The following is a 25,700-nucleotide window of genomic DNA, read 5'->3' as shown; positions in this document are numbered from 1 at the left end:
TGCAGTAGTATATTGTAGGATGATTTGTCTTGTGAAATAGTCTTTGGCGTCATGTATCCTATTTTATAACACTTTTTTTACTCTGCTTACTTTTTTCTCTCCTACCCCGAATTATTGAGCGGATACGGTAAAAAAATTATAATGATTGCAAACGCAGATTCCTCTGACGCAAGACGCCCGCATCTGTAATCCAATACCACGGGGGCAAAAACAAATTGAACCAGGGGCCAATAGTCTCGTGCGATCGCCCGAGTTGCGGACAAAGCTACCCAAATAGTGAAGGATGGGTAGCTTTGTCCATAAATTAAGTTACGGTTTCAAACCCCCGATCGCAAACAGCAAACAGTGAGCTAAACTCAGAAGTTACGCCATCCAAAATACCAAGAGTGCGATCGCTCGTACAATTTTATCCAAATTGCTAAGCAGGAGATAATTTTAATGGAACTCACAAGCAATCACACGATCGCGGAAATCCTCGAAAAAAACAAAGCTGAGTTACTAGCAGACTGGCTCAAAGAACTGCAAAACACCGGGCTGCGGCGGGACGACTTGATGAGAGCGAAGGAATTGCGATCGGAGTGTCAAGAGTTCCTGCAATTGCTCCAAATAGCTGTGGGACACGGTAACTTGAGCGACATCCAGACACCAGAGTGGGAAAATATGCGGCTGCTGCTGGCCGAAGTTTCGCGATCGCGCGTTCAGAGGGGCTTTACCCCATCGGAGATAGCCAGTTTTATCTTATGCTTCAAAAAGCCATTGTTCGATCGGCTTTGTCGCGAATTGACACAAAACCGCGACGCACTTGTCGAACAACTTTGGCTTTCCACCAGCTTATTAGACCAGCTCGGTCTGTGGGTGACAGAAATCTTTCTCAAAGCCCGCGAAGAAGTCATCGAACGCCAGCAGCAAGAAATGCTCGAATTGTCAACACCTGTAGTCAAACTTTGGCAAGGTATTCTCGCTTTACCCATGATTGGAACTCTTGACAGCGCCCGCACTCAAATAGTTATGGAAACTCTGTTGCAAGAAATCATGGAAACAGGCTCAGAATTTGCAATTTTAGATATTACAGGGGTGCCGACTGTTGATACTTTAGTCGCTCAACATTTATTGAAAACTGTAGCCGCCGCCCGTTTGATGGGTACTGAGTGCATCATCAGCGGCATTCGCCCGCAAATCGCTCAAACCATCGTTCATTTGGGAGTTGATTTGCAGGATATTCTGACCAAAGCGACTTTGGCAGATGCTTTTAAAGTAGCTTTGCAACGCCAAGGTTTAACTATTAAAAATATTAAAGAGGAAAGATAAAAAAAATGGGAATTGGCCAAACAGGGCATTGGGCAAACAGGTCATTGGGAATTGGGCAAACAGGGAATTGGCCAAACAGGGCATTGGCCAAACAGGGCATTGGGAAGAAGGCCAAACAGGGCATTGGGCATTTGGTAATTTGTAATTGGTAATTTGTAATTGGTAATTGCTCTGTGACTTACATTGATAACCGCTATATTGTGTTTATGCGTAAAAAAATATTTGATTCAAAACTCAAATAGAGGTGAATTTATGGAACGGATTCCTATCCTGCAAATGGGAGAATTTCTGCTAGTCACAATCCAAGTAGATATGCACGATCGCTTGGCAATGACTTTGCAAGACGACCTGACAAACCGTATAGTAAAAACTGGAGTCAAAGGAGTTTTAATAGAAATCTCTTCCCTGGAAATCGTAGATTCTTTTATCGGTCGCATTCTCAATAATATCGCTACAATGTCGCGATTTTTAGATGCAGAAACGGTTGTGGTGGGGATGCAGCCGGCGGTGGCGATTACGCTGGTTGAATTGGGGCTTTCTTTGACAGGAGTTCGGACAGCTTTAAGCGTTGAGAAGGGGATGAATTTATTGCGGAAATCCTTGGGTTTGTCTGATTCAGAGGTGTAAATAATCGATGAATTGTCCGGTGATTTAGATATAGGGCATTAAAAAATAGGTTTGTTTTTCAGTTGAAAGTTAATCCTTGACAGTTGACAACAACCTCTACCCAGAAGGAAGACAATTAGAGTAATGAATTATCTGATATTATGTCTGCTCGATTGACCAATAATACCAATTTTTTATGAGGCTGCATAGAATTCCGATCCCCCCGGCGCCTTGAGGGCGGACACTCTTGGCACGGCCCCTACTAAGGGAGGAACAAGATTTCTCCTCAAAGTCCCCCGGGAGGGGAATTTAGGGGGATCGAGATATGTGCAACGACCCATTAAATTGGTATAAGTAAGGTTTGTAGTGCGGACTTCAGTCCGCAGAATAAAGCGGACTGAAGTCGAATGGCACTGAAAAAGGCTTAATCACCTTCGTAGTTTAGCTTTCAAGACAGAGCGAGGTTCCTGCATTCGAGAATACGGTTTCGGCCTTCGTTTTAAAACTCTGGGCTCAGAACGCCCAGGTCGAATCGTAAGTAAATTAGTTGCCACCTGTTCCAAAAGTAATTGACGCCATTGTCGCTGTTGGCGTTTTCCTGTAGTTGCCAACAGCGTCAATAACAGATTAAACTGTTGCCTAGTTGATTGGAATGAGAGTTGAAAAACTGTATTTTCTGATGAAGATACAGCCTGCCACATAATGGTACGTAATAAATTGTAAGCTAATAAGTGTGTCCAGATTTCTTTTCTCACCATCACCGGAGTTTTAGCTGTTAACATCTCCATTTTTAACGTGGTTTTGAGATAGCGTAAATTGACTTCGGCTGCTGACCAACGTAATCCATATAAAGCAGTCAATTTTTTGACAGTGTACCGCGCAGTGCATCCACCAATGTTGTGACTACAATTATCCGCTCATCTCTAAAACCACGGTGCTTAATTCGCAAGCATACTTCTCGGACAATGAAACTAGACGGCAATGCCTCGAATTCCTCATTGGTCATGTGGTTGGGACGCTGTTGAGGCTTATTCCAGACAACTTTATGGTCGCCTATTCCTAACTTTTTGCCCCGTCTAAAGTCTGTTTTGCGGAGATGATTTTTACGAAAAACAGCGTCGGCTCCTTGCTGTTTTACTAAAACTAAATCGACATAATTACCGTAAGCTTGATCTGCTAATACTACATCCTCGGGGACTAAATTTCCATAAATCAAACGGCTCATCACAATCTCACTCACCGCCAAGGATGCTATGCCAGCGGATACCACAGCCCCAGTTAGTAATGAAAACATTACCACCATTTTCGCAATGGGAAATCCACATCCTGGTTTTTGATTGCTGTGTTGCGGATACTCGGCTTGATTTTCATCCGTATCACTCATCAATACTGTTGTCCCATCTAATACTCGCACTCGTCGTCCACACCATTGTTTTTCTATGCTCCCTTCTTTTTCTAAGGCCTCTGCGACTATGGGTACTAACTGTTGAACAAGTTGTTCTGGTAGTCGTTTACGAGCTTTACTATATGCCCCTGTGTCAGAAGAAGGAGGCTTGGCTCCGGCTGCACTCAGCCACGTACTCATCCGCTTCACGGCTTGACTCAAACTTTTGTCGGGATCTAGTACCTGGGATACCATCGCCCACAGGGTGACGGATGGTGTGTAGATGCTTTGGTAGTAGGTGATCTTCTCTTTCGCTAGAAGCTCTTGGATTAAGGCATCTGGCAGCAGCTTTTCCCAAGGTGAGGCAACGCTTTGCAAAAATTGTTGTTTGAGAATGGACGCACGATTTGACATAATGGAAAGACATATTTTGGTTTGTAAGGCAATTATCTATGTATATCTTGCCTTACAGATTTTTTTTTGGTCACTTTTTCAGTGCCATTTGACTGAAGTCCGCACTACAAACAGTTTTTGTGATAGCAATCAACCGGACATGATATGATTTTAATTTCTCCTTAAAAGGAGAGGCTTTCAACTAATTCTTTCTGGTAAATAAGTTTTTGATACTGTGAAGATTTATTACAAGGAACTCGCGTGAGGAGTGTCACTTCTATGTTTTCTGGAGAAGTTCTATTTTAACTAGAGTAGCCGCCATGTCAAAACGTGAGACACTAGAAATTCGATCGTCCTCCGATATAGTCCACGTCCGACAGCAAGTGCGAACCTGGGCTGTAGCAATGGGATTCGGCTTGGTAGACCAAACGAAAATTGTTACCGCAGCCAGCGAACTCGCCCGCAATACTGTAGACTACGGCAAGGGGGGAACTGTAACTCTAGAAATGCTTCAATTAGGTACTCGCAAAGGGCTGCGGCTGATATTTGAAGACAAGGGCCCGGGAATTCCAGACATTGAATTGGCGATGACTGATGGTTATACTTCCGATCGTGGTTTGGGTTTGGGGCTCAGCGGTTCTAAGCGGTTGATGCACGAGTTTGAGATTGTTTCTAAGGTGGGTAAGGGGACTAAAATTGCGATCGTCCGTTGGAGATGAGAGGGGTTCAACAGTTGACAGTTGATAGTTGACAGTTGACAGTTGGGGGAGAGGGGTTCAACAGTTGACAGTTGACAGTTGACAGTTGACAGTTGACAGTTGACAGTTGTCGGTTTTTGAAACGATTGATGATGGGCAAGAAACTGGGTTTCTCCGAGTTTTAGGTTGGGTAACTAGAAATATTCTCAGAAATTAGTTTTCTGAAGTCAGTAACAACTAACAACTAACAAATAACAACTAACAACTAACAATTAACAATTAACAACTAATTACTTTTGAAATGTGCACTAGCTTGAGATTAGAACTAGACAAATAATGATAAATGTCCTAGCCTTACCCGTAACAGAAGAAAGTCAAGTCGGAGAAGCGCGACGAATTGCAGTCGCCCTCGCGGCCGAAGTTGGATTTAATGAGACCGATCGCGGTAAAGTTGCAATTGCGATCGCCGAAGCAGCAAAAAACGTTGTCAAACACGCCCGCGAAGGAGAAATTTTGCTGCAAACCGTACAAACAGCGGCAGGATATAGCATTCAAATAGTAGCGCTAGACCGGGGGCCGGGTATGGCAAATGTCGGTCAGTGTTTGCGGGATGGTTTTTCGACTGCGGGAACTCTGGGAACCGGACTCGGCGCGATTCAACGCCTTTCTAGTTTTTTTGATATTCATTCTGTACCGAAACTGGGGACTGCTTTGTTAATGCGACTCTCCCCTACCCAGAATCGGGCGGAAGCTTCGGAAAACAGCAATTATTTGGAATTTGGGGTTGTTCGCTTGCCCAAAGTAGGAGAGCAAATTTGTGGCGATTCCTGGGCAACGCAAAATCATCTGAACAAAAATCTGATTTTAGTTGCTGATGGGCTTGGCTACGGGGTTTTGGCTGAGGAAGCGTCTCAGGAAGCTGTGCGAGTTTTTGAGGAAAACGCTAAACTCGGGCCGAAAGCTATTTTAGAGAAGGCTCACGCTGCTTTAAAAAATACCAGAGGAGCGGCTGCTGCGATCGCCCAGATCGATCGTACTCAAAAAACCATCTGTTTTGCCGGAGTTGGCAACATTACTGGTGTAGTGTTCACAGATAACCAAGCCCGCAGCATGGTTTCCTACAACGGCACTGTGGGACACATGATGCGTAAAGTAGCAGAATTTGTCTATCCTTGGTCGTCCCATTCCTTGTTAATTATGCACTCCGATGGTTTGGCGGCACAGTGGGATTTAAACCGCTACCCGGGTTTGGCTGCGAGACATCCGGCTTTAATTGCAGCCGTACTCTACCGAGACTTTAAACGCACTCGCGATGACATGACAGTTGTAGTAGCCAAGTTCAACAGTTGACAGTTGACAGTTGACAGTTGACAGTTTAAGAGCGACCTCTACCATTAAGTCCGAGAATTGAAGTAATGAATAGTCTGATTTTAATTTCTCCCTCAAAGCCAGAGGCTTTCAACCAATTCTTTCTGGTAAGACAAGCAGCTTGAGAATATTTGCTAACAAGCGTGAAACTGTAGGCTAACTATAAATCACGATCGTCATGAGTGATTTCCCGATCGACAATCCCCAATGCTTCAATGCGAAAAAGGCATGATTTACCCAATTCTGACAACGGAAGTCCGCTTTGAACAAGACATCGTACAAGTACGTCAAAGAGCTCGCCAAATTGGCGCATTGTTGGGATTCGATTCCCAAACACAAACCCGCATCGCGACAGCAGTTTCCGAAATTGCTCGCAATGCTTTTAAATATGCAGGTGGTGGTAAGGTAGAATTTTTTGTGGAAGGGGAATCGCCACAGGTTTTTCGGACTCGGATTTCTGATAGCGGGCCGGGAATTGCTGATTTAGCTCAGGTTTTGGGCCCCAATTTTCGATCGCAAACTGGTGCTGGCCTCGGTTTAGCAGCAGCCAAACGGTTGATGGATGAGGTGCAAATCGATTCGGCGCGCGATCGCGGGACGGCTGTACAATTAATCAAGCAGTTTTCTAAGCAGATGCCTGCGCTGAGTGCGATCGAACTAAACAAATTACTTGATAAACTAGCCCGCCAAATTCCTGAAGATCCCTATGCGGAAATTCAGCAGCAAAATCAAGAATTGCTGCGTACTTTAGACGAACTCCGCCAGCGTCAAGAAGAACTCGTACAGTTAAATCAAGAACTAGAAGATACGAATCGCGGAGTCGTCGCACTTTATGCCGAATTGAACGATAAAGCCGAATCTCTCCAGCGAGAGGGCGAACTCAAAACCAGCTTTCTCTCCAACATGAGCCACGAGTTTCGCACTCCGCTAACGACAATTCTCAGTATTTCCGAAATCTTGTTAAATCGCATCGACGGAGAACTTTCGCCGGAACAAGACAAGCAATTAAATTTTATTCGCAAATCTGCCGAATCTCTGGCAGAACTTGTTGATGATTCGTTAGATTTAGCTAAGGTGGAAGCCGGAAAAGTAACGGTTCGCGTGGCTGATTTTGAAGTCGAAGATTTGTTCAGTGCGCTGCGCGGAATGATGCGCCCCTTGCTACCGCAAAACTCGCCCGTCAGTCTCATTTTTGAAGTGCCTTTGGAAGTGCCAACTCTTACTACGGATGAGGGAAAAGTTTCTCAGATTTTGCGGAATCTGATTTCTAATGCGCTGAAATTTACCGAAGCGGGAGAAGTCAGAGTTGCCGCCGAAATGGGAAAGGGGGGAATGGTTACTTTTTCAGTGGCTGATACGGGTATAGGAATTCCAACTGCCGACCAAACGCGGATTTTTGAAGAATTTGTCCAAGTGGAAAATCACTTGCAGAAGGGGGTGAAAGGCACGGGATTGGGATTGTCTCTGTGTAGAAAAATGGCGGAATTTCTGGGGGGGAGTATTGAAATAGAAAGTTCGCCCGGGGTGGGTTCGACTTTTTTGGTGAATTTGCCGATCGCCTATGCTGGAGAGTCAGAAGTATCTGCGAAAATCTCGGCATCTCAACCAGAGGAAACAGGGCGGGCGATCGAGAATTTGCGATCGGCTGCGCGCGATTTCGCACCAAAAGTTGCGATCGTGAAGGAGCAAAAGAGTTTTTCGCTATTTGGTGAAAGACTTGCGGGCAGAAATCCATTGTACTGTGACGTGCACCGCCAACGATGGTAAAGTTTCGAGGTGTGGATATCGCGATCGATCGATTAGGATAACAAACATGGTTTGTAGTGCGCTCTCCCATTCCGCAGCAGCAGAGCGGACTGAAGTCCGTACTACGAACCCTTATGCTGTAAAATGTATGCGTTCTCAGTAGTAACCGTAGGGTGTGCCGCCATTCACAATCTCTCAAAAAACGATTTTTCCAGTAGCGGCGCACCGCTGGCATCGATCGCCTAGTGCAAACAAATTTTAATAGTTAGTATTAGCTTCAGTGTCGATTTAAAAAACAATGAAACAGTAGCCTCGCGCTCCCAACCCACATACAGAATCAGCCCTTCCCACTTCTGCAATCTAAAATCCCAAATCCAAAATCTAAAATCGCATGACTTTCATTTCCCTTCAATATGCCCTGTTTTTGTTAGTTTTGTTCGCGGCTTACTGGTTGGTTCCCCTGCGGTGGTGGCGGCTGTTTGTCATGCTGGCGGGAAGTCTGATTTTTTACGCTTCGCTGCAAATTTGGTACATTCCTCTGCTGTTAGTCGGTGTTGTGTTTAATTACTGCTTGGCGATGGCGATTGGGGAACCTTTGGATTGGCGGATTGCTAATGAATCTTGGAATCGCCGGCGCTTGTTGGTACTGTGGCTGGGAATAGGGCTGAATGTTTTGCTGCTGCTGGGTTTTAAGTATGTACCTTTTTTCTTGAATTCGATCGGCACTTTGTTAAATTGGCCTGTTGCTCTCGACGGTGCTAACTGGGTAAAAACTCACGTCATCGCACCCCTGGGATTGAGTTTCTTTTGCTTTGAATGCATTGCTTATTTGATTGACGTGTACCGAGGCGCGCCGGCTGCTACTTCGCTGCTGCACTTTGCTGCTTACAAGTTGTTTTTTGCGAAACTGATTTCCGGGCCCATTACTCGCTATCATAACTTGATATATCAACTCAAATCCCAGAAATTTCCGACGCCCGATCGCATTTCTGAGGCCCTTTGGACGATCGCCTTTGGTGCAGTCAAAAAAGGTCTTTTCGCCGACAACTTGGGAATTTATGTCGATTTAAGTTTTACCAACTTGCAGCGCGCTGGTAGCGAGGATTTGTGGCTGGCGATTTTTGCTTACGGGCTGCAACTTTATCTCGATTTTAGCGGCTACGTTGACATGGCGCGCGGTACTGCTTTGCTGCTGGGTTGGTACTTGCCACCAAATTTTGATTTTCCTTATTTTAGTACGAGCATCGCTGATTTTTGGCGGCGCTGGCACATGACTTTGGGGGATTGGCTGCGGAATTATTTGTATTTTCCCTTGGGAGGTTCGCGCGTTGGTTTGTGGCGCACTTGTTTCAATTTGTCTCTCGTCATGTTAATTGCGGGAATTTGGCACGGTGCAGCTTGGGGATTCATAGTGTGGGGGGGTTTGCACGGTTTGGCTTTGGCGGTGCACCGGGTGACGGATGTGACTTTTAAGAAGTTGCGGATCGACTTTTTGTGGGAAAATCCGATCGGAATGGCGATCGGTTGGCTGTTAACTCAGGCGATGGTTTTTGGTAGTTGGATATTTTTCCGGCTTCCCGATTTAAAGAATTCGGGATGGGCTATTTCGCATTTGTGGGGGCATCCTGCTGATGTGCAGTTTTCGCATAAAGTTTATGTGGAAGCTTTGGGCTTGGAAAGAATACATTTAACTTGGATGTTGGCTGCTGTGGCTGTTGCTATGCTGGGGAATTATATTTTGAGCCGGGGTTTGAAGTTGGAGTTGAATTGGCCAGTGAAATTGGTGTTAGTGCCGCTTTGTTTGTATGCGGTTTGGGTGTTGGCGCCGGAAGGCGGTTTACCTTATATTTATTTCGATTTTTAGGGTATGATACTAAATCTGGGTAACATATCCCCCTTGATGATTGAACCGCGAAGACGCGAAGAACGCGAAGAAAGAAGAAAGAAGAAAGAAGAGTCAGAAGATAAAGGGAGGTTGTCAAATCGGATTTGCTATAATACCAAGTTCAAGTTAAAAACCCCGTTTATTTCTTATACCAAATCCGGGTCAGAAAACCCCTTTATAATCCACGATTGGGTAGGGTGCGTCGCTACGAAAAACTCTGGCTGCTTGCAACTATTTTTGAGCGATGCACCCTACGACTAACTTTTATCGTTTCCGGTTGTATCGGAATTATTTAACCGCAGAGGGCGCAGAGGGCGCAGAGAGAGAAGATAGAGAAGATAGAGATGAATAGAAGATGATGCAATCGGATTTGATATTATTGGTGCTTTGATATGCACTCTACAACTGATAGGAACACCAGTCACTCCAGCTACCGACATAGAGTTTAGCAGCGGGAATTCCGGCGATTTCTAAGGATAGTAAATTTACGCAAGCTGTTACGCCGGAACCGCAATAAACGATGATTTCTTCGGCTTTTTCTAATTCCGTCCACCGCTGTTTTTGTTCGGAGTTCGATCGCACTTTTCCAGTTTCCTCGGTCACTCCTTGCCAAGGGTAGTTGACAGCACCCGGAATGTGGCCTGCAATAGGGTCTATCGGCTCCCGCAAACCCTCGTATCTCTCACTTTCTCGCGAATCAACCAAAACTGTCTCCGGCAAGTCTTTTCGCTCTTTTACAGCCTCGATATCTACCGCCATATCTGGCTGCAATTGCACTACAAATTTACCCGCGCGAGGTTTTGTCCAAGTATCTGTTACCGGATATCCCGCCGCTTTCCAAGCGCTGAAACCGCCGTCTAACAAAGCGACTTTGCTGTGTCCCATGTATCGCAGCAGCCACCACAAACGAGATGCAAATGCCAGTCGCGAATCGTCATAAGCCACGACTAAAGTTTCTGATGAATTAATGCCGATAGCGCTGAATTTCTTAGCTAATTCTGCAATATTGGGCAGCGGGTGTCTGCCGCCGTGGGTGCCAACTACACTCGCCAGATCTTCGTTTAAATCTAAATAGAAAGATCCGGGAATGTGACTTTCTTGATATTGTTTTTGTCCCAATTTTCGATCGGCGAGAGCAAATCGACAGTCCACAATTACCACTTGCGGATTTTCGGTATTGGCGGCCAACCATTCAGGGGAAACGATTAAATTGTTGTCATTCATAACTATTCAAATTTGTGATAGGACATCTCTCGGTACTTCATAAATACCCGCAGAATATCTAGGCTAATTCTTAGGTATGTAGTTGCGCTTAAGCGCTCTTTGAGATATATAAGAAATAGCGCTAGAGCTAGGCTAATTCTTAGGTATGTAGTTGCGCTTCAGCGCTCTTTGAGATATATAGGAAAGAGCGCCCAAGCGCAACAACGTACCTTTCGTTCTCCGGTTCGGCTTTTTGGAAGATCTAGGCTAATTTTTAGGTATGTAGTTGCGCTTCAGCGCTCTTTGTTATATATATGTAAGAGCGCTCAAGCGCAACTACGTACCTTTCGTTCCATGACTAATTTATCGAGAAGGAGTTGCTTTATCCGGTTCTGCTTTTTCGGAATTAGCTTTCTTAGGATTAGGTTTTTCGGAGCTTTCTTTTTCGGGATTGGCTTTCTTAGAAGTTGCTTTATCCGGTTCTGCTTTTTCGGAATTAGCTTTCTTAGGATTAGGTTTTACCGCTGTTGCGGGAGTTGGCTCTAGGGGAGGTGGATTTACTGCTGATTCTTGAGCGTAAAGCAGATATTTTTGATACTCGATTACTTTTGTCTGAGCTAGTTCGTGGTTGGTGCTGGACACGGGTACTCTTCTCATCAACGATACCGCTTCTTGCCAGCGATCGGCAACGATCGTCCAATCTTCCTTCGTTTTTGCCGATCGCCCTAACTCTGCTGCTTTGACTGCACTGTTAACGGCTTCTCGAAAGGTATCCGGTACAGTTGCTACATTGGCAGTAGTTTCATCTGGATTCTTCAGAGCAGTTGCTGGCGGCTCGTTTAACATCTTACTGACAAATGCCACCACGGCGATCGCCAAAATACCCGTTACCAGCCCGACAACTATGAAAGTCGATCGCAATCGGTTCTCAAATGCAGCCAATTCCGGCGATTTCTCCTCATCCATATCTGTACTCTCTCTTTCTGTGCGATCGTCCATATTAGCAACAGCAAGATTTGGCACTGATTCTCCTGCAAAGCTTTGTGGTTCCAAAATGCTGCTCTCCAAACTAAACTCTTGACTCCAAGCAGCCCCAATCTCACCGCTTTCTCGCCCCTCAACCTTCACTTTGCGAATCGAATTCGGCTGCAAATCCGTCAGTTTTTCACGGACAAAATCAACTAATGTATCTTCTATCGGTAGTTGCTCTGCCTCCAGAATTACATCCAAACAGTCGCCGTTGAGATTCGCGGAGGCTGCGATCCCTTCAGATGGCAACTGGCTGTTGAGCCAAGATGCGATCGCCTGTGGATTTCCCTGCTTGGCAAGTTCCTGAAAATTAAGCTCTGTCATAGCTGGACACCTGATTGCAGAAAGAAAGGAAGAAGGAAGAAGGAAGAAGGAAGAAGGAAGAAGGAAGAAGGAAGTTCGGCAACGGATTCTGTAGCGGATGTAACGGATGTAACGGATTCAGTCCGATGGAAGTCGGAAGAAGGAAGTCGGAAGAAGGAAGTCGGAAGAAGGAACTAATAGTTTTTTTGAGTTGAAAACACCATAACTGAAATTCAACGAACAGTATAATCTATCTCGGTAAATCCCAGATCAAAGATGCAAATAATTTCTCTCTGTCTCCGTCCCATCTCTTGGGGAAGGACTGAAGTCCTTACTACGAACCGAACTCAGGTTCGTAGTGAGGACTTCAGTCCTCAGAAATTTGATATCGGGCGCGCAACTCCAGATACCACAACCGTAGCGCCTCAAACGGACATCCGGCTGGAAAAAGACGCAGTACGCCCGGATTCGAGATTGGAGATTAAAAAATTGTGCGATCGCAGTGCCATCGACGGACAGCGAGTGATATCATCATTTAGTCAATATTCTAGTTTTTATAGCAAATAGCTCGATCGCACAATGATAGCAATAGCAATTTTAGCTGCTGGACGCGGCACGCGCATGAAATCTGACTTGCCCAAAGTTCTCCACGAATTGGGTGGTCGATCGCTAGTTGAACGAGTCCTCCAAAGTTGTCAAGAAATTGAAATTTCCCGGCGACTTGTCATAGTCGGTTATCGAGGTGAACTCGTTAAACAATCGCTGATGGAAAGTCAAGAAATACCGGAAAATCCTGATTTTCCTCCCCTAGAATTTGTCGAACAAACCGAACAATTGGGAACCGGTCACGCCATCCAGCAATTGCTGCCTCACTTACAGGGATTCCAAGGAGATTTGCTGGTATTAAATGGGGATGTACCTTTGCTGAGGGCAGAAACTATCAAACAATTGATGGCAATTCACCAACAGCACAAAAACTCTGCTACTATATTGACAGCTAATTTGCCGAATCCTCAAGGATACGGGCGAGTATTTACTGACAGTCAAAACTTTGTCCAGCAAATTGTCGAAGATCGCGACTGTACAACAGCTCAAAAGAAAAACCAGCGAATCAATGCAGGTGTTTATTGTTTTCACTGGCCGCATTTAGAGAAAATTTTGCCAGATTTAAAAGCAGACAATGACCAAAAAGAATATTACCTCACTGATACGGTAAGCATTCTCTCTCCCGTGATGGCGGTGGATGTTGAAGATTATCAAGAAATCTTGGGAATTAACGATCGCAAACATTTAGCCACAGCTTCCGATATTTTGCAAGCCCGGGTAAAGGATAAGTGGATGAAAGCGGGCGTGACGCTGATCGATCCCAACAGCATCACGATCGACGATACCGTAGAGTTGCAGCCGGATGTGGTAATTGAACCGCAAACTCACTTGCGGGGTAAAACTTCGATCGCCTCTGGAAGTCGCATCGGGCCCGGTAGTTTGATTGAAAACAGTCAAATCAAAGAAAACGTGACTGTGCTTTATTCGGTAATTTCGGACAGTACGGTGTCGGAAAATTCACGAATTGGGCCCTACGCACACTTGCGGGGACACGCACAAATAGGCGCAAACTGTCGCGTCGGCAATTTTGTAGAATTGAAAAATACTCAAATTGGCGATCGAACTAATGTCGCTCACTTGTCTTATTTAGGCGACGCGACTTTGGGAGAAAAAGTCAACATCGGTGCAGGGACAATTACCGCCAATTACGACGGCAAAAATAAGCACAAAACTCAAATAGGCGATCGCACTAAAATCGGTGCAAACAGCGTGCTAGTTGCACCGATAACTGTGGGGGAAGATGTGACTGTGGCCGCAGGTTCTGCGGTAACGGAAGATGTGCCGGACGATTGTTTAGTAATTGCGCGATCGCGCCAAGTTATCAAACCAGGTTGGAAATTGAAAGATCGAAACAAAGAACTAGGTTTGTAGTGAGGACTTTAGTCCGCAAAAAGAACTAGGTTTGTAGTGAGGACTTTAGTCCGCAAAAAAAACTAGGTTTGTAGTGAGGACTTTAGTCCGCAAAAATAACTAGGTTTGTAGTGAAGACAGGTTTGTAGTGAGGACTTTAGTCCGCAAAAAGAACTAGGTTTGTAGTGAGGACTTTAGTCCGCAAAAAAAACTAGGTTTGTAGTGAGGACTTTAGTCCGCAAAAAGAACCAGGTTTGTAGTGAGGACTTTAGGCGACAGAATTTTCACTCTGACTGCAATCATCACTACAAATACTTTCGTGCGATCGCGCGTGGAGGTAGTTGTTAATCGCTTTGGCGATTTCTACTTGCTTGTAAGGGTTCATAGTGTGGGGAAGGGATATGCGATCTCCTCCAGAAACTAACAGTCTAACTTGGTACCAAACATCATGATCCCGATCTCTCGTGCGATCGACTTCCACCCCATAAATCTCGAACAGAGAGCGTTTAATTACTTTACGAGCCAACAAACCCCGCCGTTTAACAGTCAAGGTGTTGGAAGTTCCATCGAAGCTGTAGGTTTCTTTATTTCCCAAGGCGATGACTCCGACTCCTGCGAGCAAAAATATGCCTCCTGTCCATCCCAACCAGCGATCGTCTTGGCTTAAGCGCAGCAAGCGAGATTTTGCATTTTTCAGATAAAAATTGATGTCGGAAGCAACAGCCTCTTTATTCCCCCAGTTAGTCGAGTTAGCACTCAAAGGAACATCGCCAACATTCGTCACAAGTACAACTCTGCTTTTGGCTCCAAATCTTTCTACTTTTGCTCCCTGCAAAGCAGCAAGATGAATTTCTTGGATGTTCGATCCCAGTAAGTGCGATCGCACCAACTGGCAATTTCCTTGTTTTTCCTGCGATCGCTGGCAGATCAAAGTTGCTGCATGATAGTCAAAAGTCAGCCCGATCAGTCCAAATGTCATTAATAAACAACTAGGGAACCAAAAATCCAATATGCTTTTGGTCTGAATTATTAGTTCAGTTGCCGTGTGCTTAATTATTTTCATTTACTTCACCCTTTAACTCCAAAACTGATGTTACAGATCGACTTCCCGACCAGGCTAGGTCAAATTGTTAACTTATATATTATTGGAAGCGATCCTATGGAATAACCCTTTTTATCTTGCTAATAGGCTAGCACTAAAATTTCTGACCGACAACAAGTGTCGCGAGTTAAGCTGCGGCTGCGTTTGAGAGAGCTTTCCGCGATCTAAGGAGATGAATCGTAAAAATATATTAATTATCTCATTGGGAGTCAAACGTTAGCTTTCTAGCGCGATCGTACAGGAAGTAATGGCAAACAAAAATGAAGAAAACTTTATAATGTAACAGAATGTAAAGTTTATTGGCGCCTACCTAAGTATCGTTAATTATTGATTTGGGCGATTCAGCCCAGAGGGATAGCTACGCCGCGCGTACTTAAAGTCGCAGGTGCATTCATTTAGTGCGATCGCTTGTCCAAGTAGCTACAAATCAAGTCAGCTATTATTTGTTGTTTTTGCTTGCTGCTGTTAAAGTATAACGGTGTTTAGAAAGATGAGGTACGTTGTTGGGCTTCAGCCCCTATACGCTTAGTGGTTATATAGCCTGTCAGTCATACCTCATCTTTCTGATAAATGCTATAGTAGCGAATACCTTAATTTTTATATTTTCCTGTGCCTACTTCTACTCATAAATCTCGGAATAAAAGTATTGGGTAAAATTATTCACCCGCCCACCCGTTATTCAACAGTCATTTTGCCGAAAGTTCTATCAAATCTATAGATTATAATTCTTCGCGTTTCCAAACATATTTCAATACCCCACCCAGCACAAATATACTTCCAAATATCCATCCAAACCAGCGATCGTCTTGACTTAGATTCAACGATTTGCGATCGGCATTTGCAACAAAATTATTGATTTCGTTAGCAATATAATTTTTATCGCCCCAACGAGTGTTGTAACTCGTAAACGAAATTCTGCCCGATTTGGTTAAAAGTACAACTCTGCCGCCATCCTTCTTACCTGTAATAACTGTGGCTCCCAGTAAATCATCCAGAGATATTTCTTCAGTAGTAGAACCCAACAAGGTTGATTCTTTTAGTTGACAATTGCCTTGTTTAGATTCTATTCTCTGGCAACTGAGAGTTGTATTTTTTGGCGCAAAAAATAGCCACAAACCAACGACAATTAAGGGCAAGCTAGACAATAAATCCAGCCAGATGTTAGAACGTTCAATTTTTAATTCATTATATGGTGTTCCCTTGAGTTTTTTCATGAATTCATCCTTTTGATGGTACAAAAAATTGAATTGCTTATTTTTGTGTTGTTTCCATTCTATCATGCACAGATTATTTGACAAGGCCTCCGGTGCACTTGCTTGGCAAAGATATTGCTTCAGTGCGATCGTAGCTAGTCAAAACATAGCTGCGGATTAAGTCAGCCATTTGGCATTGTTCTGTTACTGAATTGCTTCTCAAACAAATGCGATCGCAACCCAACATTAATAACTCAACATAGTAGCTATAATTTCCTTCGCTATCTCCTATTTCCTCTAATTCCACCGCACAAATATCGCGAATTGATCGTTCGGCAACATGATTAAGCGACAAACCCCGTCGTTTAACGGTCATTTTCCCCAAAGTTTTATCAAAGATATAGATTTCAGATATCGCGCCGTCCAACAAACACAGGGAGAATAACAAAAATATGCCTCCCCCTATCCAATTGCAGGCAAAGATAATCTGCAAGAATCCGATTGCGACAAAAGGAGAAATCAATAGCAATCCATTCCAGATTCTAGAAGTTTGAATTATTAGTTGGGTTGGTGTTTGTTTGAGAACATTCATGAATTTATCCTGTTATTATTGTTGGAAAATAATGTGAATTACTAATTTATAATCCACGGATTATTTAGTCCGGCGGCCGACGATCGCCATTTTGGTATTGTCAACAGCCTGGACAGCACAAGCATCGTCCGGAAGCACCTGCAAAGCTCTGTTAAAATTGATTAAAGCCGTTTGATAGTCTCTCTGTGCGTAGCAGACATAGCCAAGTTTCATTGATTTTTTGAATTCATCTTTGTTACCGGGTACAGATGCTGCATCAAATCGAGGAGATGGCTGAGTACCCGGAGATGATTCTTGAGTTGCTGGTGGGTGGGGAAACATCGGTTTGTTGAGTCTAAGTGCATCAATCTTGATAAGATGAACCTCACTTTCCCAGCATTCCCCAATAAACCACGCCGTACAGTTGAGCAGCCTGCATAGCTTCCTCGTCATAGCCTTGAGCTTTGAACAAAGCCTCGGCCTCTTTGAGATAGCCCATTGCTTGTTCTTTATTGTTTATTTTGTCTTGACTAATCAAAGCTAATCCCAATTTCATGCGAGCATCAGCATCATTAGCATCACTTTTAATTGCTGTTTTCCAGTGGGCAATTTCCTCTTCTATAGTCTCCCATTTAAGTTCGTTAGAGTTTTCGGTAGGAAAGCCATCAATACCGTAATTGGTGATATTCAAGAATGTCGCAATGACTTCGGCTGTTTTGTGCTTGCTTCCTACACCAGTGCTGAAGCTAGAAGTTAGAGGAACACGTCGCTTACCTGAGTTCAACACCAGACATACACGATAGGTATTGCTCTCACTGCTCGACATCTCCTGTATTTCCACACCTGAAATATCTTGAAGCAGGTGTTTGATCAGTTTCTTTTTGCCAATGAGTGGTTTATGCCGCTTGATAGTCATATGACCGAGATTTTTGTCAAATGCAATGGTCTCAATTTCTACAAATATCACTATCAGCAAACCAACGACAGCAAATAAATAAAGGAAAAAACTGCCAGAAGACAAACCTCCAAATACGCCGACTAATAAAAAACTCCCCCCAACAAATAGCCCCATCCAAAATGCGAACATTTCTACGAATTCTAGTTTGTCTGCTGTTTGTTTCATGATTTTATGTAGAATGAATTTCAAGAGAATGTGAACGTGGATTATTTAGTTTGGCTGCCGGCGATCGCCTTTTTGGTATCCGCAACACCCTTGAGGGCTTCAGCATCGCCGGGATTCGCTTGTACAGCTCTGTTAAAATTGATTAAAGCTGTTTGATAATCTCCCTTCGCATAGGCTATTTTCCCAAGCTGCATCGATTGATTGAAGTCGTATTGTTGACCGCCAACAGTACCAAAACTAGGCTCAGAAGCAGGAGATTGCTCTTGACTTGGTGATGCACCAGCGTTGAAATCAGAAGGAAAAGAAGAGGGTGATTGCTCGCTAGCTCCAGGCTGTACCATACCAAGCATTGGTCCAAAAGAACTTGCAAGACTTGAAACGAACTGGAAGCCTGCAAATAAATACATTGGCACTACAACAAGCTGCATGAAAAATGTCTTTCTGATTTTTGGATTGCTCCAATTCTTTATATAAAAAAATAATCCAGCAAATGGAACCAGCAAGTAAAGCACTCCCCAAAGATATTCTTCTCGAAAAGCTTGAGTTAATCCCCAGATATTACCAACAACACTTAAAACTAAACCTAGAGCAAAAAATAAGCCGATCGCAATTCCAGACATTTTCTATTTCTCCGCTTGATGTATAGTTGTTTGGCAAACTGTAAAGGTAAGGATTGAAACGCATTTTCAACCCGAAACTCTTTTGGCTGTTTGCTGTGTTAAAAATAGATTAGTGGTGAAAGCAGTCCGATCGCGCACAGCGAATGTTAGGATTTTGGTTAGGATTTTGACTAGGAACTCGATCGCGACTGCCACAAATGATACCCTCAAACCTCGATCGACCCGAAGAACCGTTTGTACGGGCAATTTACGACTGGGACATCGAAAAGCTTTACAGCGACTTAGCCAACGCCAAACTAGAATTCGCGCCCCACACCCGAAGAGGGCTGACACCCGTGGAAAAAAGGCACTTGTGCGGCTTGCTGTGCGGTTACAGCCCCGCTGAGATGGCGGTACTTTTGAACAAACAAATTAAGGGTGTAGAGGTTGACTTATCCAAAACTTTGTACCGATACATAGAAATATTGACAAAGCGGCCCCGAAATGCACTCAAAAATTGGAGAGACGCGATCGACTGGCTGGTAATAGCCGGGTATAAAAAACAACCGAAAACCTCATCCGGCGCAGTCTTAAAAGCCACTCTCCAGCATTCAGACAGCATTCTCTCGGCTGCGATCAGTCCCGACGGACAATTACTAGCAACCGGTTCTCACGACAGTACAGTGAAAGTTTGGAGTTTACACAGCGGGGAACTGCTGCGGACTATTTGCGGACATTCAACCCCTGTGTTGCTAGTTGCTTTCAGCCCTGCTAGCAAAACGCTGCTAACGCGATCGCGCGCGGGTACAGTCAAACTGTGGAACCTGCAAAATGGGGAACAGATGAAGCGTTTAGCAGACGTACACCGCCACGAATCTGTGGCTGTGAGTCCCGACTGGCAAATTTTGGCGATCGGCACCACCTGCGGCACTGTCAAGCTGCAACACCTCAACAGCGGCCAACTGCTGCAAGTTTTGAAAGGCTATCAAGGAGATGACATAAGTGCGATCGCCCTGAGTCCCAACGGCAAAATGTTAATAGCCAGCGGGCTGAATGCAACCAGCGGTTTCTGTCGCGCTACAGTCACTTTGTGGGAATTACCGGGGGGAGAAGTGCGGCGAACATTTGGTAGCGAAAATTATGTAGCAATTACTCCAGACAGCCAAATTCTAGTCTGTCATGCCAACAAAACGATCGCCCTGTGGAATTTGGAAACAGGCGAATTATTGCATTCGGTGCAAACCGGAATTCGCATCACTTCCGCCGCCACCATTAGCCCCGACGGGAAATATTTTGCTGTGGGCTGTTTTGACGGTACTGTTAGGCTTTGGAATTTGCGCGGCGAATTGCTGCACGCTTTGGAGGGACATTCGGGCCCGGTGTCGGCGGTGGCGATCGGGCAGTTGGGCGAAACTCTAGTCAGCGGTAGCGATAATGGTACAGTTAAAGTTTGGCAGTTGCGAATATAATATTAATCTCAATAATTATTGCTAAATTATTAAAACTAGCAAATCCTGCTAAGGACAAAAACGGACGGTTCGTAGTGCGGACTTCAGTCCGCAAAATCCCAAATACTGCGGACTTCAGTCCGCACTACAAACTAATCTGTTCGTAGTGCGGACTTCAGTCCGCAAAATCCCAAATACTGCGGACTTCAGTCCGCACTACAAACTAATACCGAAAATCAAACGTCTTTTCTAAGCAACAAAAACTAACGTTCCCTTGTTTGCTTCCAAAGTATTGCCCATTTCCGTACCGTTGTGAAAAGCACCGAGAATGATCTCGCTAGTTTTGCCGATCGCGATCGCACCATTAGCATCAATCCCGATCGCACCAAAATCTCGTTTGCGATCGTCAGCTTCCGCAAAAGAACGCTCAAAAGCAGCTTTCAAACTCAAACCATCCGTTACCCGAATCACAATTCGGGCCGCCAAACACTCATCCATGATGTGCTCGCCGATACCAGTACAGCTAACCGCCGCATTCCCAGTCGCGTAATTTCCCGCAGGCATTGCTGAGTCGCTAACGCGCCCGATGCGCTCAAAACCCTTGCCGCCAGTCGAAGTTCCAGCAGCTAAGCGTCCCTGAGTATCCAAAGCTACAACTCCGATCGTGCCAACACCCGCAGGTTCCGCCACCACAGTAGCCATTGCTTTGTTAAAATTACCTTGGCGTTCCTGCATCCACTCGTGCAAGCGCAAATCCGTCATCGGATCGTAAATTGGCAACTGAAGTTCTCGCAGCAATTCTGCCGCGCCGTAATCTGAGAGTACGCGATCGTCCGAAGTCTGCAAAAATTGAGCAAGTTCGATCGGATTTTGAACGCGAGCCACATTAATTGTGCCGCTGAAACGCTGCGCCAAACCGTCCATCAGCGAAGCACTCATCCGAATTTGCCCGTCCGACTGTACCACAGAACCCGTACCCGCATTAAATCGCGGGTCATCTTCCAACAACCGACAGCCCTGCACTACTGCATCTACGGCACTTGCGCCATTTTTCAGCAGCGGATACACTGCCTCCAAAACATCGTAAAGCGACTTCCGCACCGCTTCAATTCCGCCCTTGCTTTGCAGACAACTACCGGCACCGCCGTGAATAACTAGCTTTGGTTGCACCTGTTGCGATGCCATACTTATAACCGTGAAATTTTTCCTTTGCAATCTTAGCCTCAGTTTGGCAAATGGCAAGACATTCTTAATTTTCTGTGCTATTGCGGCGGCGGCGACAGCGATCCGAGCAGTATTTGACTTCATCCCAGCAGTCAGCCCATTTTTTGCGCCAGGTAAAAGGTCGATCGCACACCGGACACATCTTAGTCGGTAAATCAGATTTCGCTCGCTGCTTAGCCATGCTAATTTTGACAGTAGTTAGATTAACTATAGCCTTTATCAATTAGGTGAGGTAATCGGGCATCGGGAATCGGGAATCGGGAATCGGGAATCGGGAATGGTTACTTGTTAGTGATTTTTCTAATAGTCAATTACCAATGCCCAATGCCCTGTTTTGCCTTCTTCCCAATGCCCTGTTTTGCCTTCTTCCCAATGCCCAATGCCCCATGCCCAATGCCCCATGCCCAATGCCAACATCCGAATCGTCTTAGTCGAACCCGCAGGGCCGTTGAATGTGGGCTCTGTGGCCCGCGTGATGAAAAATATGGGTTTGCACCAATTAATTTTGGTAAATCCCCAGTGCGATTATTTAGGGGAAGAAGCTCGGTTGATGGCTGTGCGCGCCGCCGACATACTGGAAACGGCGACAGTAGTTGAGAGTTTGCCGGCTGCTTTGGTAGGATGTGTCAGGGCGATCGCAACTACAGGAGATGATTGTCGATCGCACCCAATGCCGCTAGAATCACCCGCAGATGCTTTACCTTGGTTGCTAGAAGCCCCCAGCGCCTTAATTTTTGGTCGAGAAGATTGTGGATTGACTAACGCCGAATTAAACCGCGCCCAGCGCTTAATTCGGATTCCCAGCAGCGATGCTTATACTTCGTTAAATCTCGCCCAAGCTGTAGCTATTTGCTGCTATGAATTGTACCGGGAAGAAAGTTCGGCAACGAGCAATGTGCGGGATGTAGCGGATAGAAGTTCGGCAACGAGCACTGTACAAGATGTAACGGATGTAACGGATGTAACGGATAATTTATCAGAAAACAGTCAGGTCGATCGACCAATTCCCCAATCTCCCACTCATCCCCCCAACAGTGCTCCGTTGGAACAGTTGGAGGGATACTACCAGCAACTAGAAGGGCTGCTGCTGAAAATTGGATATTTGCAGCCGCACACAGCAGCAAGCCGGCTGGAAAAATTTCGGCGTTTGTACAATCGTGCTTATCCCACGGTGGATGAAGTCGCCATGCTGCGGGGCGTAATTCGTCAAACAGAATGGGCAATAAAAAGTTACGCGCGATCGCCAGTTTCTGATACTCTGGATGGGGCGTTGCCGGAAAATCCAGGCGACATTAAGTCAGAGTAGTAGCAATTTGAGATTTTCAGATTGCCGATCGCAGATTGTTTAGAGATAAATTTGCTGATTTAATGGGTATTCTTGACATAAAGTGCGATCGCGATCTCAAACGCGCAGTTTCGACCCAGATTTCCGGTAAATCTAAAATCTAAAATCTAAAAGTGATTGGCTGTTGATACAAAGTAAATGATTTTCTAGAAACTTCTTGAATAATTAGGTAAAAGCTGGTAGTGTAGACTGAGAAAAAAAATGCTTTAGCGACTAAAACAGCTAAGACCATGGTCACTTAGAGTCATTATCATTTCCAGCAAATGTTGAAGCATCAAGCTGCTGTTAAATATGGCAGTTTTGTAGTAGGCATAACGGAAGAATACACATCAAAAACCCGTTCAAAGTGTGGACAGAAATTCAAATGGCGCTTTCAATATCTTGTTGAAAGCTTTGAGAGATACCTCCTTGACAGGAGAGCTTGCAGCTTTTTCTGTCTTGCCATACACGGTAGTATCAGGCTTAGTCCTGGATTTGCCGGGTTAAATGTATCTGTTAAGCTAAAAAATCTTAAACTTGAAATTTACAGTGCAGAAGGAGTAAGACGTGGCAGAGCGGTTTCCCAAACGATCGATATTATCAGTGATGTCCTCGATAGCCTCTGCCAACTCCGGCCCGCAGCCGCCTCAATCCGGCGCTTCAAGCGAGTCTGGCAAATCCAGCCGTCGCCGCCCTCCCCAACCGCCAAATAGCAATTCCGAAATTCCCCCATCAGAAACTGCGACTTTATCACCACAACCAACCCGCAGCAAGAGAAGTAGAGCCAATTCTCCCGCACCTACCTCCGAAGAATTGAGCGCGCAGGACTTTTTGTCCAATCCCCAATCAGCAATTAATCCCAGAAAACCCAGAACCACCAAAACCACCAAAATTGGGGAGGCGAAGAGTCGCCAACCTCGCAAAAAAGGCCTCGCTGCTGTCGATATGTTCGAGTTTCCCGAACCGAATTCCCCTGTCAGCACTCCCGCCAGCAATCCCATCAGCGAACCCGAAACAACAACTCCCCCCCCACCCCGTAAAAGCCGAGCCAGCGCCCCACCAGAGAGCATTCCAGACCCGGTAACAGCCCCCAAGCTCAAAAAAGCCCCCGTGCCGAAACCGCGCCCGCAAGCGAATCAGAGACCGGGCAAACGCTCTGCAACTCGGAACGTGCCGCCGTTGGTATATGCTACTCGGTTGCTGATTTTGGGAGTTGGGATGGCGGTGATTTGCGGTACGCTGCTGTCAGTGGTGAATGCTGTGAGTCGATCGGGCGTAGCGACACAGGAAACCCCCGCAGGCGAGACAAAGCCAGCCGATAGCGCAGTTGCCGCCACCGCCACCCCAGAAGCATTGCAATTGAATCAAGAAATGGCAGCTTTGAAAACACAAGTTCAGGTGATAGCAACAGAAAATGCCACTTTGACAGCGGGAATATTTCTAGTTGATTTAGATACAGGAAGCTACCTAAATTTTAACGGCGATGCTCCTTTTGCTTCAGCGAGCACGATAAAAGTGCCAATTTTAGTAGCTTTTTTCCAAGCAGTAGATGAGGGCAAAATCCAGTTAGATCAAGTGCTGACGATGAAACCGGAACACATTGTCGGCGGCTCTGGCGATATGCAAGACGACGCACCGGGTGAAAAATATTCGGCCTTGGAAGTTGCGAAAAAGATGATTGTTGTCAGCGACAATACGGCGACAAATATGCTCGTTGAGTTGCTGGGAGGTGCGGAGGTTTTAAATCAGCAATTTGCCAACTGGGGATTGAGGGCGACGGTGCTGCGAAATAAGTTGCCAGATTTGGAGGGAACGAATACTAGCAGCCCGAAGGATTTGATAAATATTATAGCTCAAGTCGATCGCGGAAATTTGGTTTCTGTCAAATCGCGCGATCGAATTTTGCAAATCATGCGCCAAACCAAAAACGATACTTTGCTACCGAGAGGCTTGGGCGAAGGAGCAGTGATTGCTCACAAAACCGGCAACATCAATACAATGCTAGCCGATGCGGGGATGGTGGATTTGCCAAACGGCAAGCGTTATTTAGTAGCAGTGATGGTGAAGCATCCGCCGGAAACCGAGAAGCCAGCTCAAACATTGATTCGGGATATTTCTAAGATGAGTTACCGCTATTTGAACGACGGGGAAACACCAGCCGATTCCAAAGTGAAAATCAAAAATTAATTGATTCACCCTAAAATAGGTTCGTAGTGAGGACTTCAGTCCGCATCCAAATCCAGGTTCGTAGTGAGGACTTCAGTCCGCATCCAAATCCGAGGACTGAAGTCCTCACTACAAACATAAAAACCTGTAACTTCGAGACTATTGAGACAATTTTTTACTCTTCCGGGTATGTTACCGCAAGTCACGTAGAGTTTACAAACTATAAATGAGTTTGTATTATGAAACTAACCACCCGACTTGCTTGTTTGCTAGCACTCTCAACCTTAGCCGTGGGAGTCTCCCCCGCCTTCAGCAATCCCCTGCGCTCTTCTCAAAGTGAATTCACGGATATTACAATTACTTCCAATAATATCGAACTGAATCGAGCAAAAAACTTAGCCCGTCAAGCAGCAGAGAATGCTAACGGCGGTTTGGGCGAATATCGAGCCGAAGCATCGATGCACGGGATTTCAGCCGAATCGCCTTTTGTTGACAATGGTGACGGTACTTGGACATTTACTTTTCAAGGTTACAAACCCGGTTCATCTGTCTATACAGTTGAGACAGTTGTGACTGTTTCCCAACATGGCAGAATCACAGTCAATTACAACGGGCGCATTCGTAGCTCAAGCCGATTTTAACATTAGGACTCTTCTAGGTATGTAGTTGCGCTTCAGCGCTCTTTTATCCTAATCTATGAAAGAGCGATGAATCGCAACAACGTACCTTTTTGATTTGAGGTATGTAGTTGCGCTTCAGCGCTCTTTGCTCCTAATCTATGAAAGAGCGATGAATCGCAACAACGTACCTTTTTGATTTGAGGTATGTAGTTGCGCTTCAGCGCTCTTTTATCCTAATCTATGAAAGAGCGATGAATCGCAACAACGTACCTTTTTGATTTGAGGTATGTTGTTGCGCTTCAGCGCTCTTTGCTCCTGATATAAGAAAGAGCGATGAATCGCAACAACGTACCTTTTTGATTTGAGGTATGTTGTTGCGCTTCAGCGCTCTTTGCTCCTGATATAAGAAAGAGCGATGAATCGCAACAACGTACCTTTTTGATTTGAGGTA

At 45.2% G+C, this 25,700-nt stretch carries 23 protein-coding genes and 1 pseudogene; 12 read left to right on the top strand and 12 right to left on the bottom strand.

Annotated features, from left to right (window positions below; all coding sequences use genetic code 11):
* Positions 1-438: 438 nt before the first annotated feature.
* Both QZ938_RS03415 and QZ938_RS03410 read left to right on the top strand, forming a co-directional pair.
* Complete coding sequence (locus QZ938_RS03415) at positions 439-1,308, top strand: STAS domain-containing protein (protein WP_293146583.1); 870 nt, start codon at positions 439-441, stop codon at positions 1,306-1,308.
* A gap of 252 nt (positions 1,309-1,560) precedes the next feature.
* Positions 1,561-1,935, top strand: coding sequence for an STAS domain-containing protein (locus QZ938_RS03410; RefSeq protein ID WP_293146581.1), 375 nt, complete (start codon positions 1,561-1,563; stop codon positions 1,933-1,935).
* Between the two features lie 407 nt (positions 1,936-2,342).
* On the opposite strand, the pseudogene QZ938_RS03405 reads toward QZ938_RS03410, so the two are convergent.
* Positions 2,343-3,712, bottom strand: a pseudogene (locus QZ938_RS03405) (IS4 family transposase).
* 299 nt (positions 3,713-4,011) lie between these two features.
* On the opposite strand from QZ938_RS03405, the gene QZ938_RS03400 reads away from it, so the two are divergent.
* From QZ938_RS03400 to QZ938_RS03385, 4 genes are all read left to right on the top strand, one after another.
* Positions 4,012-4,410: an anti-sigma regulatory factor gene (locus QZ938_RS03400; protein ID WP_293146578.1), complete on the top strand. Its 399-nt coding sequence runs from the start codon at positions 4,012-4,014 to the stop codon at positions 4,408-4,410.
* A gap of 315 nt (positions 4,411-4,725) precedes the next feature.
* On the top strand, positions 4,726-5,739 hold the full coding sequence (locus QZ938_RS03395) for an ATP-binding SpoIIE family protein phosphatase (RefSeq protein WP_293348001.1): 1,014 nt from the start codon (positions 4,726-4,728) through the stop codon (positions 5,737-5,739).
* Positions 5,740-5,964: 225 nt separating this feature from the next.
* Complete coding sequence (locus tag QZ938_RS03390; protein ID WP_293347998.1) at positions 5,965-7,524, top strand: ATP-binding protein; 1,560 nt, start codon at positions 5,965-5,967, stop codon at positions 7,522-7,524.
* A gap of 370 nt (positions 7,525-7,894) precedes the next feature.
* Positions 7,895-9,367, top strand: a complete 1,473-nt coding sequence (locus tag QZ938_RS03385) for an MBOAT family protein (protein ID WP_293347995.1) — start codon at positions 7,895-7,897, stop codon at positions 9,365-9,367.
* A 420-nt stretch (positions 9,368-9,787) separates the two neighbouring features.
* Here QZ938_RS03385 and QZ938_RS03380 read toward each other — a convergent pair whose 3' ends face one another.
* Positions 9,788-10,612: a sulfurtransferase gene (locus tag QZ938_RS03380; protein WP_293347992.1), complete on the bottom strand. Its 825-nt coding sequence runs from the start codon at positions 10,610-10,612 to the stop codon at positions 9,788-9,790.
* Between the two features lie 342 nt (positions 10,613-10,954).
* The gene (locus tag QZ938_RS03375) at positions 10,955-11,944 is read right to left on the bottom strand and encodes a hypothetical protein (RefSeq protein ID WP_293347989.1); all 990 of its coding nucleotides are present in this window, start codon (positions 11,942-11,944) and stop codon (positions 10,955-10,957) included.
* A 255-nt stretch (positions 11,945-12,199) separates the two neighbouring features.
* On the opposite strand from QZ938_RS03375, the gene QZ938_RS03370 reads away from it, so the two are divergent.
* Together QZ938_RS03370 and glmU are read left to right on the top strand one after the other, a co-directional pair.
* Positions 12,200-12,490 (top strand): hypothetical protein, encoded by a 291-nt coding sequence (locus QZ938_RS03370; protein ID WP_293347986.1) that lies wholly within the window; start codon positions 12,200-12,202, stop codon positions 12,488-12,490.
* 12 nt (positions 12,491-12,502) lie between these two features.
* Positions 12,503-13,900 (top strand): bifunctional UDP-N-acetylglucosamine diphosphorylase/glucosamine-1-phosphate N-acetyltransferase GlmU, encoded by a 1,398-nt coding sequence (glmU, locus tag QZ938_RS03365; RefSeq protein ID WP_293347983.1) that lies wholly within the window; start codon positions 12,503-12,505, stop codon positions 13,898-13,900.
* A gap of 247 nt (positions 13,901-14,147) precedes the next feature.
* Here glmU and QZ938_RS03360 read toward each other — a convergent pair whose 3' ends face one another.
* From QZ938_RS03360 to QZ938_RS03335, 6 genes are all read right to left on the bottom strand, one after another.
* Positions 14,148-14,858 (bottom strand): hypothetical protein, encoded by a 711-nt coding sequence (locus QZ938_RS03360; RefSeq protein WP_293335419.1) that lies wholly within the window; start codon positions 14,856-14,858, stop codon positions 14,148-14,150.
* An 842-nt stretch (positions 14,859-15,700) separates the two neighbouring features.
* On the bottom strand, positions 15,701-16,195 hold the full coding sequence (locus QZ938_RS03355; protein ID WP_293347980.1) for a hypothetical protein: 495 nt from the start codon (positions 16,193-16,195) through the stop codon (positions 15,701-15,703).
* Positions 16,196-16,268: 73 nt separating this feature from the next.
* Positions 16,269-16,766, bottom strand: coding sequence for a hypothetical protein (locus tag QZ938_RS03350; protein ID WP_293347977.1), 498 nt, complete (start codon positions 16,764-16,766; stop codon positions 16,269-16,271).
* 60 nt (positions 16,767-16,826) lie between these two features.
* Positions 16,827-17,087, bottom strand: a complete 261-nt coding sequence (locus QZ938_RS03345; protein ID WP_293146552.1) for a tetratricopeptide repeat protein — start codon at positions 17,085-17,087, stop codon at positions 16,827-16,829.
* 43 nt (positions 17,088-17,130) lie between these two features.
* On the bottom strand, positions 17,131-17,868 hold the full coding sequence (locus QZ938_RS03340; protein WP_293347974.1) for a hypothetical protein: 738 nt from the start codon (positions 17,866-17,868) through the stop codon (positions 17,131-17,133).
* A gap of 41 nt (positions 17,869-17,909) precedes the next feature.
* Entirely contained in the window at positions 17,910-18,488 is a 579-nt protein-coding gene (locus QZ938_RS03335; protein WP_293347971.1) for a hypothetical protein, read from the bottom strand.
* Positions 18,489-18,685: 197 nt separating this feature from the next.
* On the opposite strand from QZ938_RS03335, the gene QZ938_RS03330 reads away from it, so the two are divergent.
* On the top strand, positions 18,686-19,936 hold the full coding sequence (locus QZ938_RS03330; protein WP_293347968.1) for a WD40 repeat domain-containing protein: 1,251 nt from the start codon (positions 18,686-18,688) through the stop codon (positions 19,934-19,936).
* Between the two features lie 228 nt (positions 19,937-20,164).
* On the opposite strand, the gene QZ938_RS03325 is transcribed toward QZ938_RS03330, so the two are convergent.
* Positions 20,165-21,100: an isoaspartyl peptidase/L-asparaginase gene (locus tag QZ938_RS03325; RefSeq protein ID WP_293146540.1), complete on the bottom strand. Its 936-nt coding sequence runs from the start codon at positions 21,098-21,100 to the stop codon at positions 20,165-20,167.
* 64 nt (positions 21,101-21,164) lie between these two features.
* On the bottom strand, positions 21,165-21,320 hold the full coding sequence (locus tag QZ938_RS03320) for a DUF2256 domain-containing protein (RefSeq protein ID WP_106149998.1): 156 nt from the start codon (positions 21,318-21,320) through the stop codon (positions 21,165-21,167).
* A gap of 198 nt (positions 21,321-21,518) precedes the next feature.
* Between QZ938_RS03320 and QZ938_RS03315 the strand changes: the two genes are divergently transcribed.
* From QZ938_RS03315 to QZ938_RS03305, 3 genes are all read left to right on the top strand, one after another.
* Positions 21,519-22,445 (top strand): RNA methyltransferase, encoded by a 927-nt coding sequence (locus QZ938_RS03315; RefSeq protein ID WP_293347965.1) that lies wholly within the window; start codon positions 21,519-21,521, stop codon positions 22,443-22,445.
* Positions 22,446-23,030: 585 nt separating this feature from the next.
* Entirely contained in the window at positions 23,031-24,650 is a 1,620-nt protein-coding gene (locus tag QZ938_RS03310) for a serine hydrolase (RefSeq protein WP_293347962.1), read from the top strand.
* Between the two features lie 218 nt (positions 24,651-24,868).
* The gene (locus tag QZ938_RS03305) at positions 24,869-25,270 is read left to right on the top strand and encodes a hypothetical protein (RefSeq protein WP_293347959.1); all 402 of its coding nucleotides are present in this window, start codon (positions 24,869-24,871) and stop codon (positions 25,268-25,270) included.
* Positions 25,271-25,487: 217 nt separating this feature from the next.
* On the opposite strand, the gene QZ938_RS03300 is transcribed toward QZ938_RS03305, so the two are convergent.
* Positions 25,488-25,700: hypothetical protein (locus QZ938_RS03300; protein ID WP_293347956.1), on the bottom strand; the 213-nt coding region annotated here is incomplete at its 5' end.

The organism is Microcoleus sp. CAWBG27 (assembly GCF_020883145.1).
Lineage (GTDB): Bacteria > Cyanobacteriota > Cyanobacteriia > Cyanobacteriales > Microcoleaceae > Microcoleus.
This window is presented reverse-complemented; position numbering and strand designations above follow the sequence as displayed.

What these genes read in the sequence shown, in the direction of transcription:
- QZ938_RS03415 (WP_293146583.1), top strand. Translation starts at nt 439, where the DNA reads ATGGAACTCACAAGCAATCACACGATCGCGGAAATCCTCGAAAAAAAC.
- QZ938_RS03410 (WP_293146581.1), top strand. Translation starts at nt 1,561, where the DNA reads ATGGAACGGATTCCTATCCTGCAAATGGGAGAATTTCTGCTAGTCACA.
- QZ938_RS03400 (WP_293146578.1), top strand. Translation starts at nt 4,012, where the DNA reads ATGTCAAAACGTGAGACACTAGAAATTCGATCGTCCTCCGATATAGTC.
- QZ938_RS03395 (WP_293348001.1), top strand. Translation starts at nt 4,726, where the DNA reads ATGATAAATGTCCTAGCCTTACCCGTAACAGAAGAAAGTCAAGTCGGA.
- QZ938_RS03390 (WP_293347998.1), top strand. Translation starts at nt 5,965, where the DNA reads ATGCTTCAATGCGAAAAAGGCATGATTTACCCAATTCTGACAACGGAA.
- QZ938_RS03385 (WP_293347995.1), top strand. Translation starts at nt 7,895, where the DNA reads ATGACTTTCATTTCCCTTCAATATGCCCTGTTTTTGTTAGTTTTGTTC.
- QZ938_RS03380 (WP_293347992.1), bottom strand. Translation starts at nt 10,612, where the DNA reads ATGAATGACAACAATTTAATCGTTTCCCCTGAATGGTTGGCCGCCAAT.
- QZ938_RS03375 (WP_293347989.1), bottom strand. Translation starts at nt 11,944, where the DNA reads ATGACAGAGCTTAATTTTCAGGAACTTGCCAAGCAGGGAAATCCACAG.
- QZ938_RS03370 (WP_293347986.1), top strand. Translation starts at nt 12,200, where the DNA reads ATGCAAATAATTTCTCTCTGTCTCCGTCCCATCTCTTGGGGAAGGACT.
- glmU (WP_293347983.1), top strand. Translation starts at nt 12,503, where the DNA reads ATGATAGCAATAGCAATTTTAGCTGCTGGACGCGGCACGCGCATGAAA.
- QZ938_RS03360 (WP_293335419.1), bottom strand. Translation starts at nt 14,858, where the DNA reads ATGACATTTGGACTGATCGGGCTGACTTTTGACTATCATGCAGCAACT.
- QZ938_RS03355 (WP_293347980.1), bottom strand. Translation starts at nt 16,195, where the DNA reads ATGAAAAAACTCAAGGGAACACCATATAATGAATTAAAAATTGAACGT.
- QZ938_RS03350 (WP_293347977.1), bottom strand. Translation starts at nt 16,766, where the DNA reads ATGAATGTTCTCAAACAAACACCAACCCAACTAATAATTCAAACTTCT.
- QZ938_RS03345 (WP_293146552.1), bottom strand. Translation starts at nt 17,087, where the DNA reads ATGTTTCCCCACCCACCAGCAACTCAAGAATCATCTCCGGGTACTCAG.
- QZ938_RS03340 (WP_293347974.1), bottom strand. Translation starts at nt 17,868, where the DNA reads ATGAAACAAACAGCAGACAAACTAGAATTCGTAGAAATGTTCGCATTT.
- QZ938_RS03335 (WP_293347971.1), bottom strand. Translation starts at nt 18,488, where the DNA reads ATGTCTGGAATTGCGATCGGCTTATTTTTTGCTCTAGGTTTAGTTTTA.
- QZ938_RS03330 (WP_293347968.1), top strand. Translation starts at nt 18,686, where the DNA reads ATGATACCCTCAAACCTCGATCGACCCGAAGAACCGTTTGTACGGGCA.
- QZ938_RS03325 (WP_293146540.1), bottom strand. Translation starts at nt 21,100, where the DNA reads ATGGCATCGCAACAGGTGCAACCAAAGCTAGTTATTCACGGCGGTGCC.
- QZ938_RS03320 (WP_106149998.1), bottom strand. Translation starts at nt 21,320, where the DNA reads ATGGCTAAGCAGCGAGCGAAATCTGATTTACCGACTAAGATGTGTCCG.
- QZ938_RS03315 (WP_293347965.1), top strand. Translation starts at nt 21,519, where the DNA reads ATGCCCCATGCCCAATGCCCCATGCCCAATGCCAACATCCGAATCGTC.
- QZ938_RS03305 (WP_293347959.1), top strand. Translation starts at nt 24,869, where the DNA reads ATGAAACTAACCACCCGACTTGCTTGTTTGCTAGCACTCTCAACCTTA.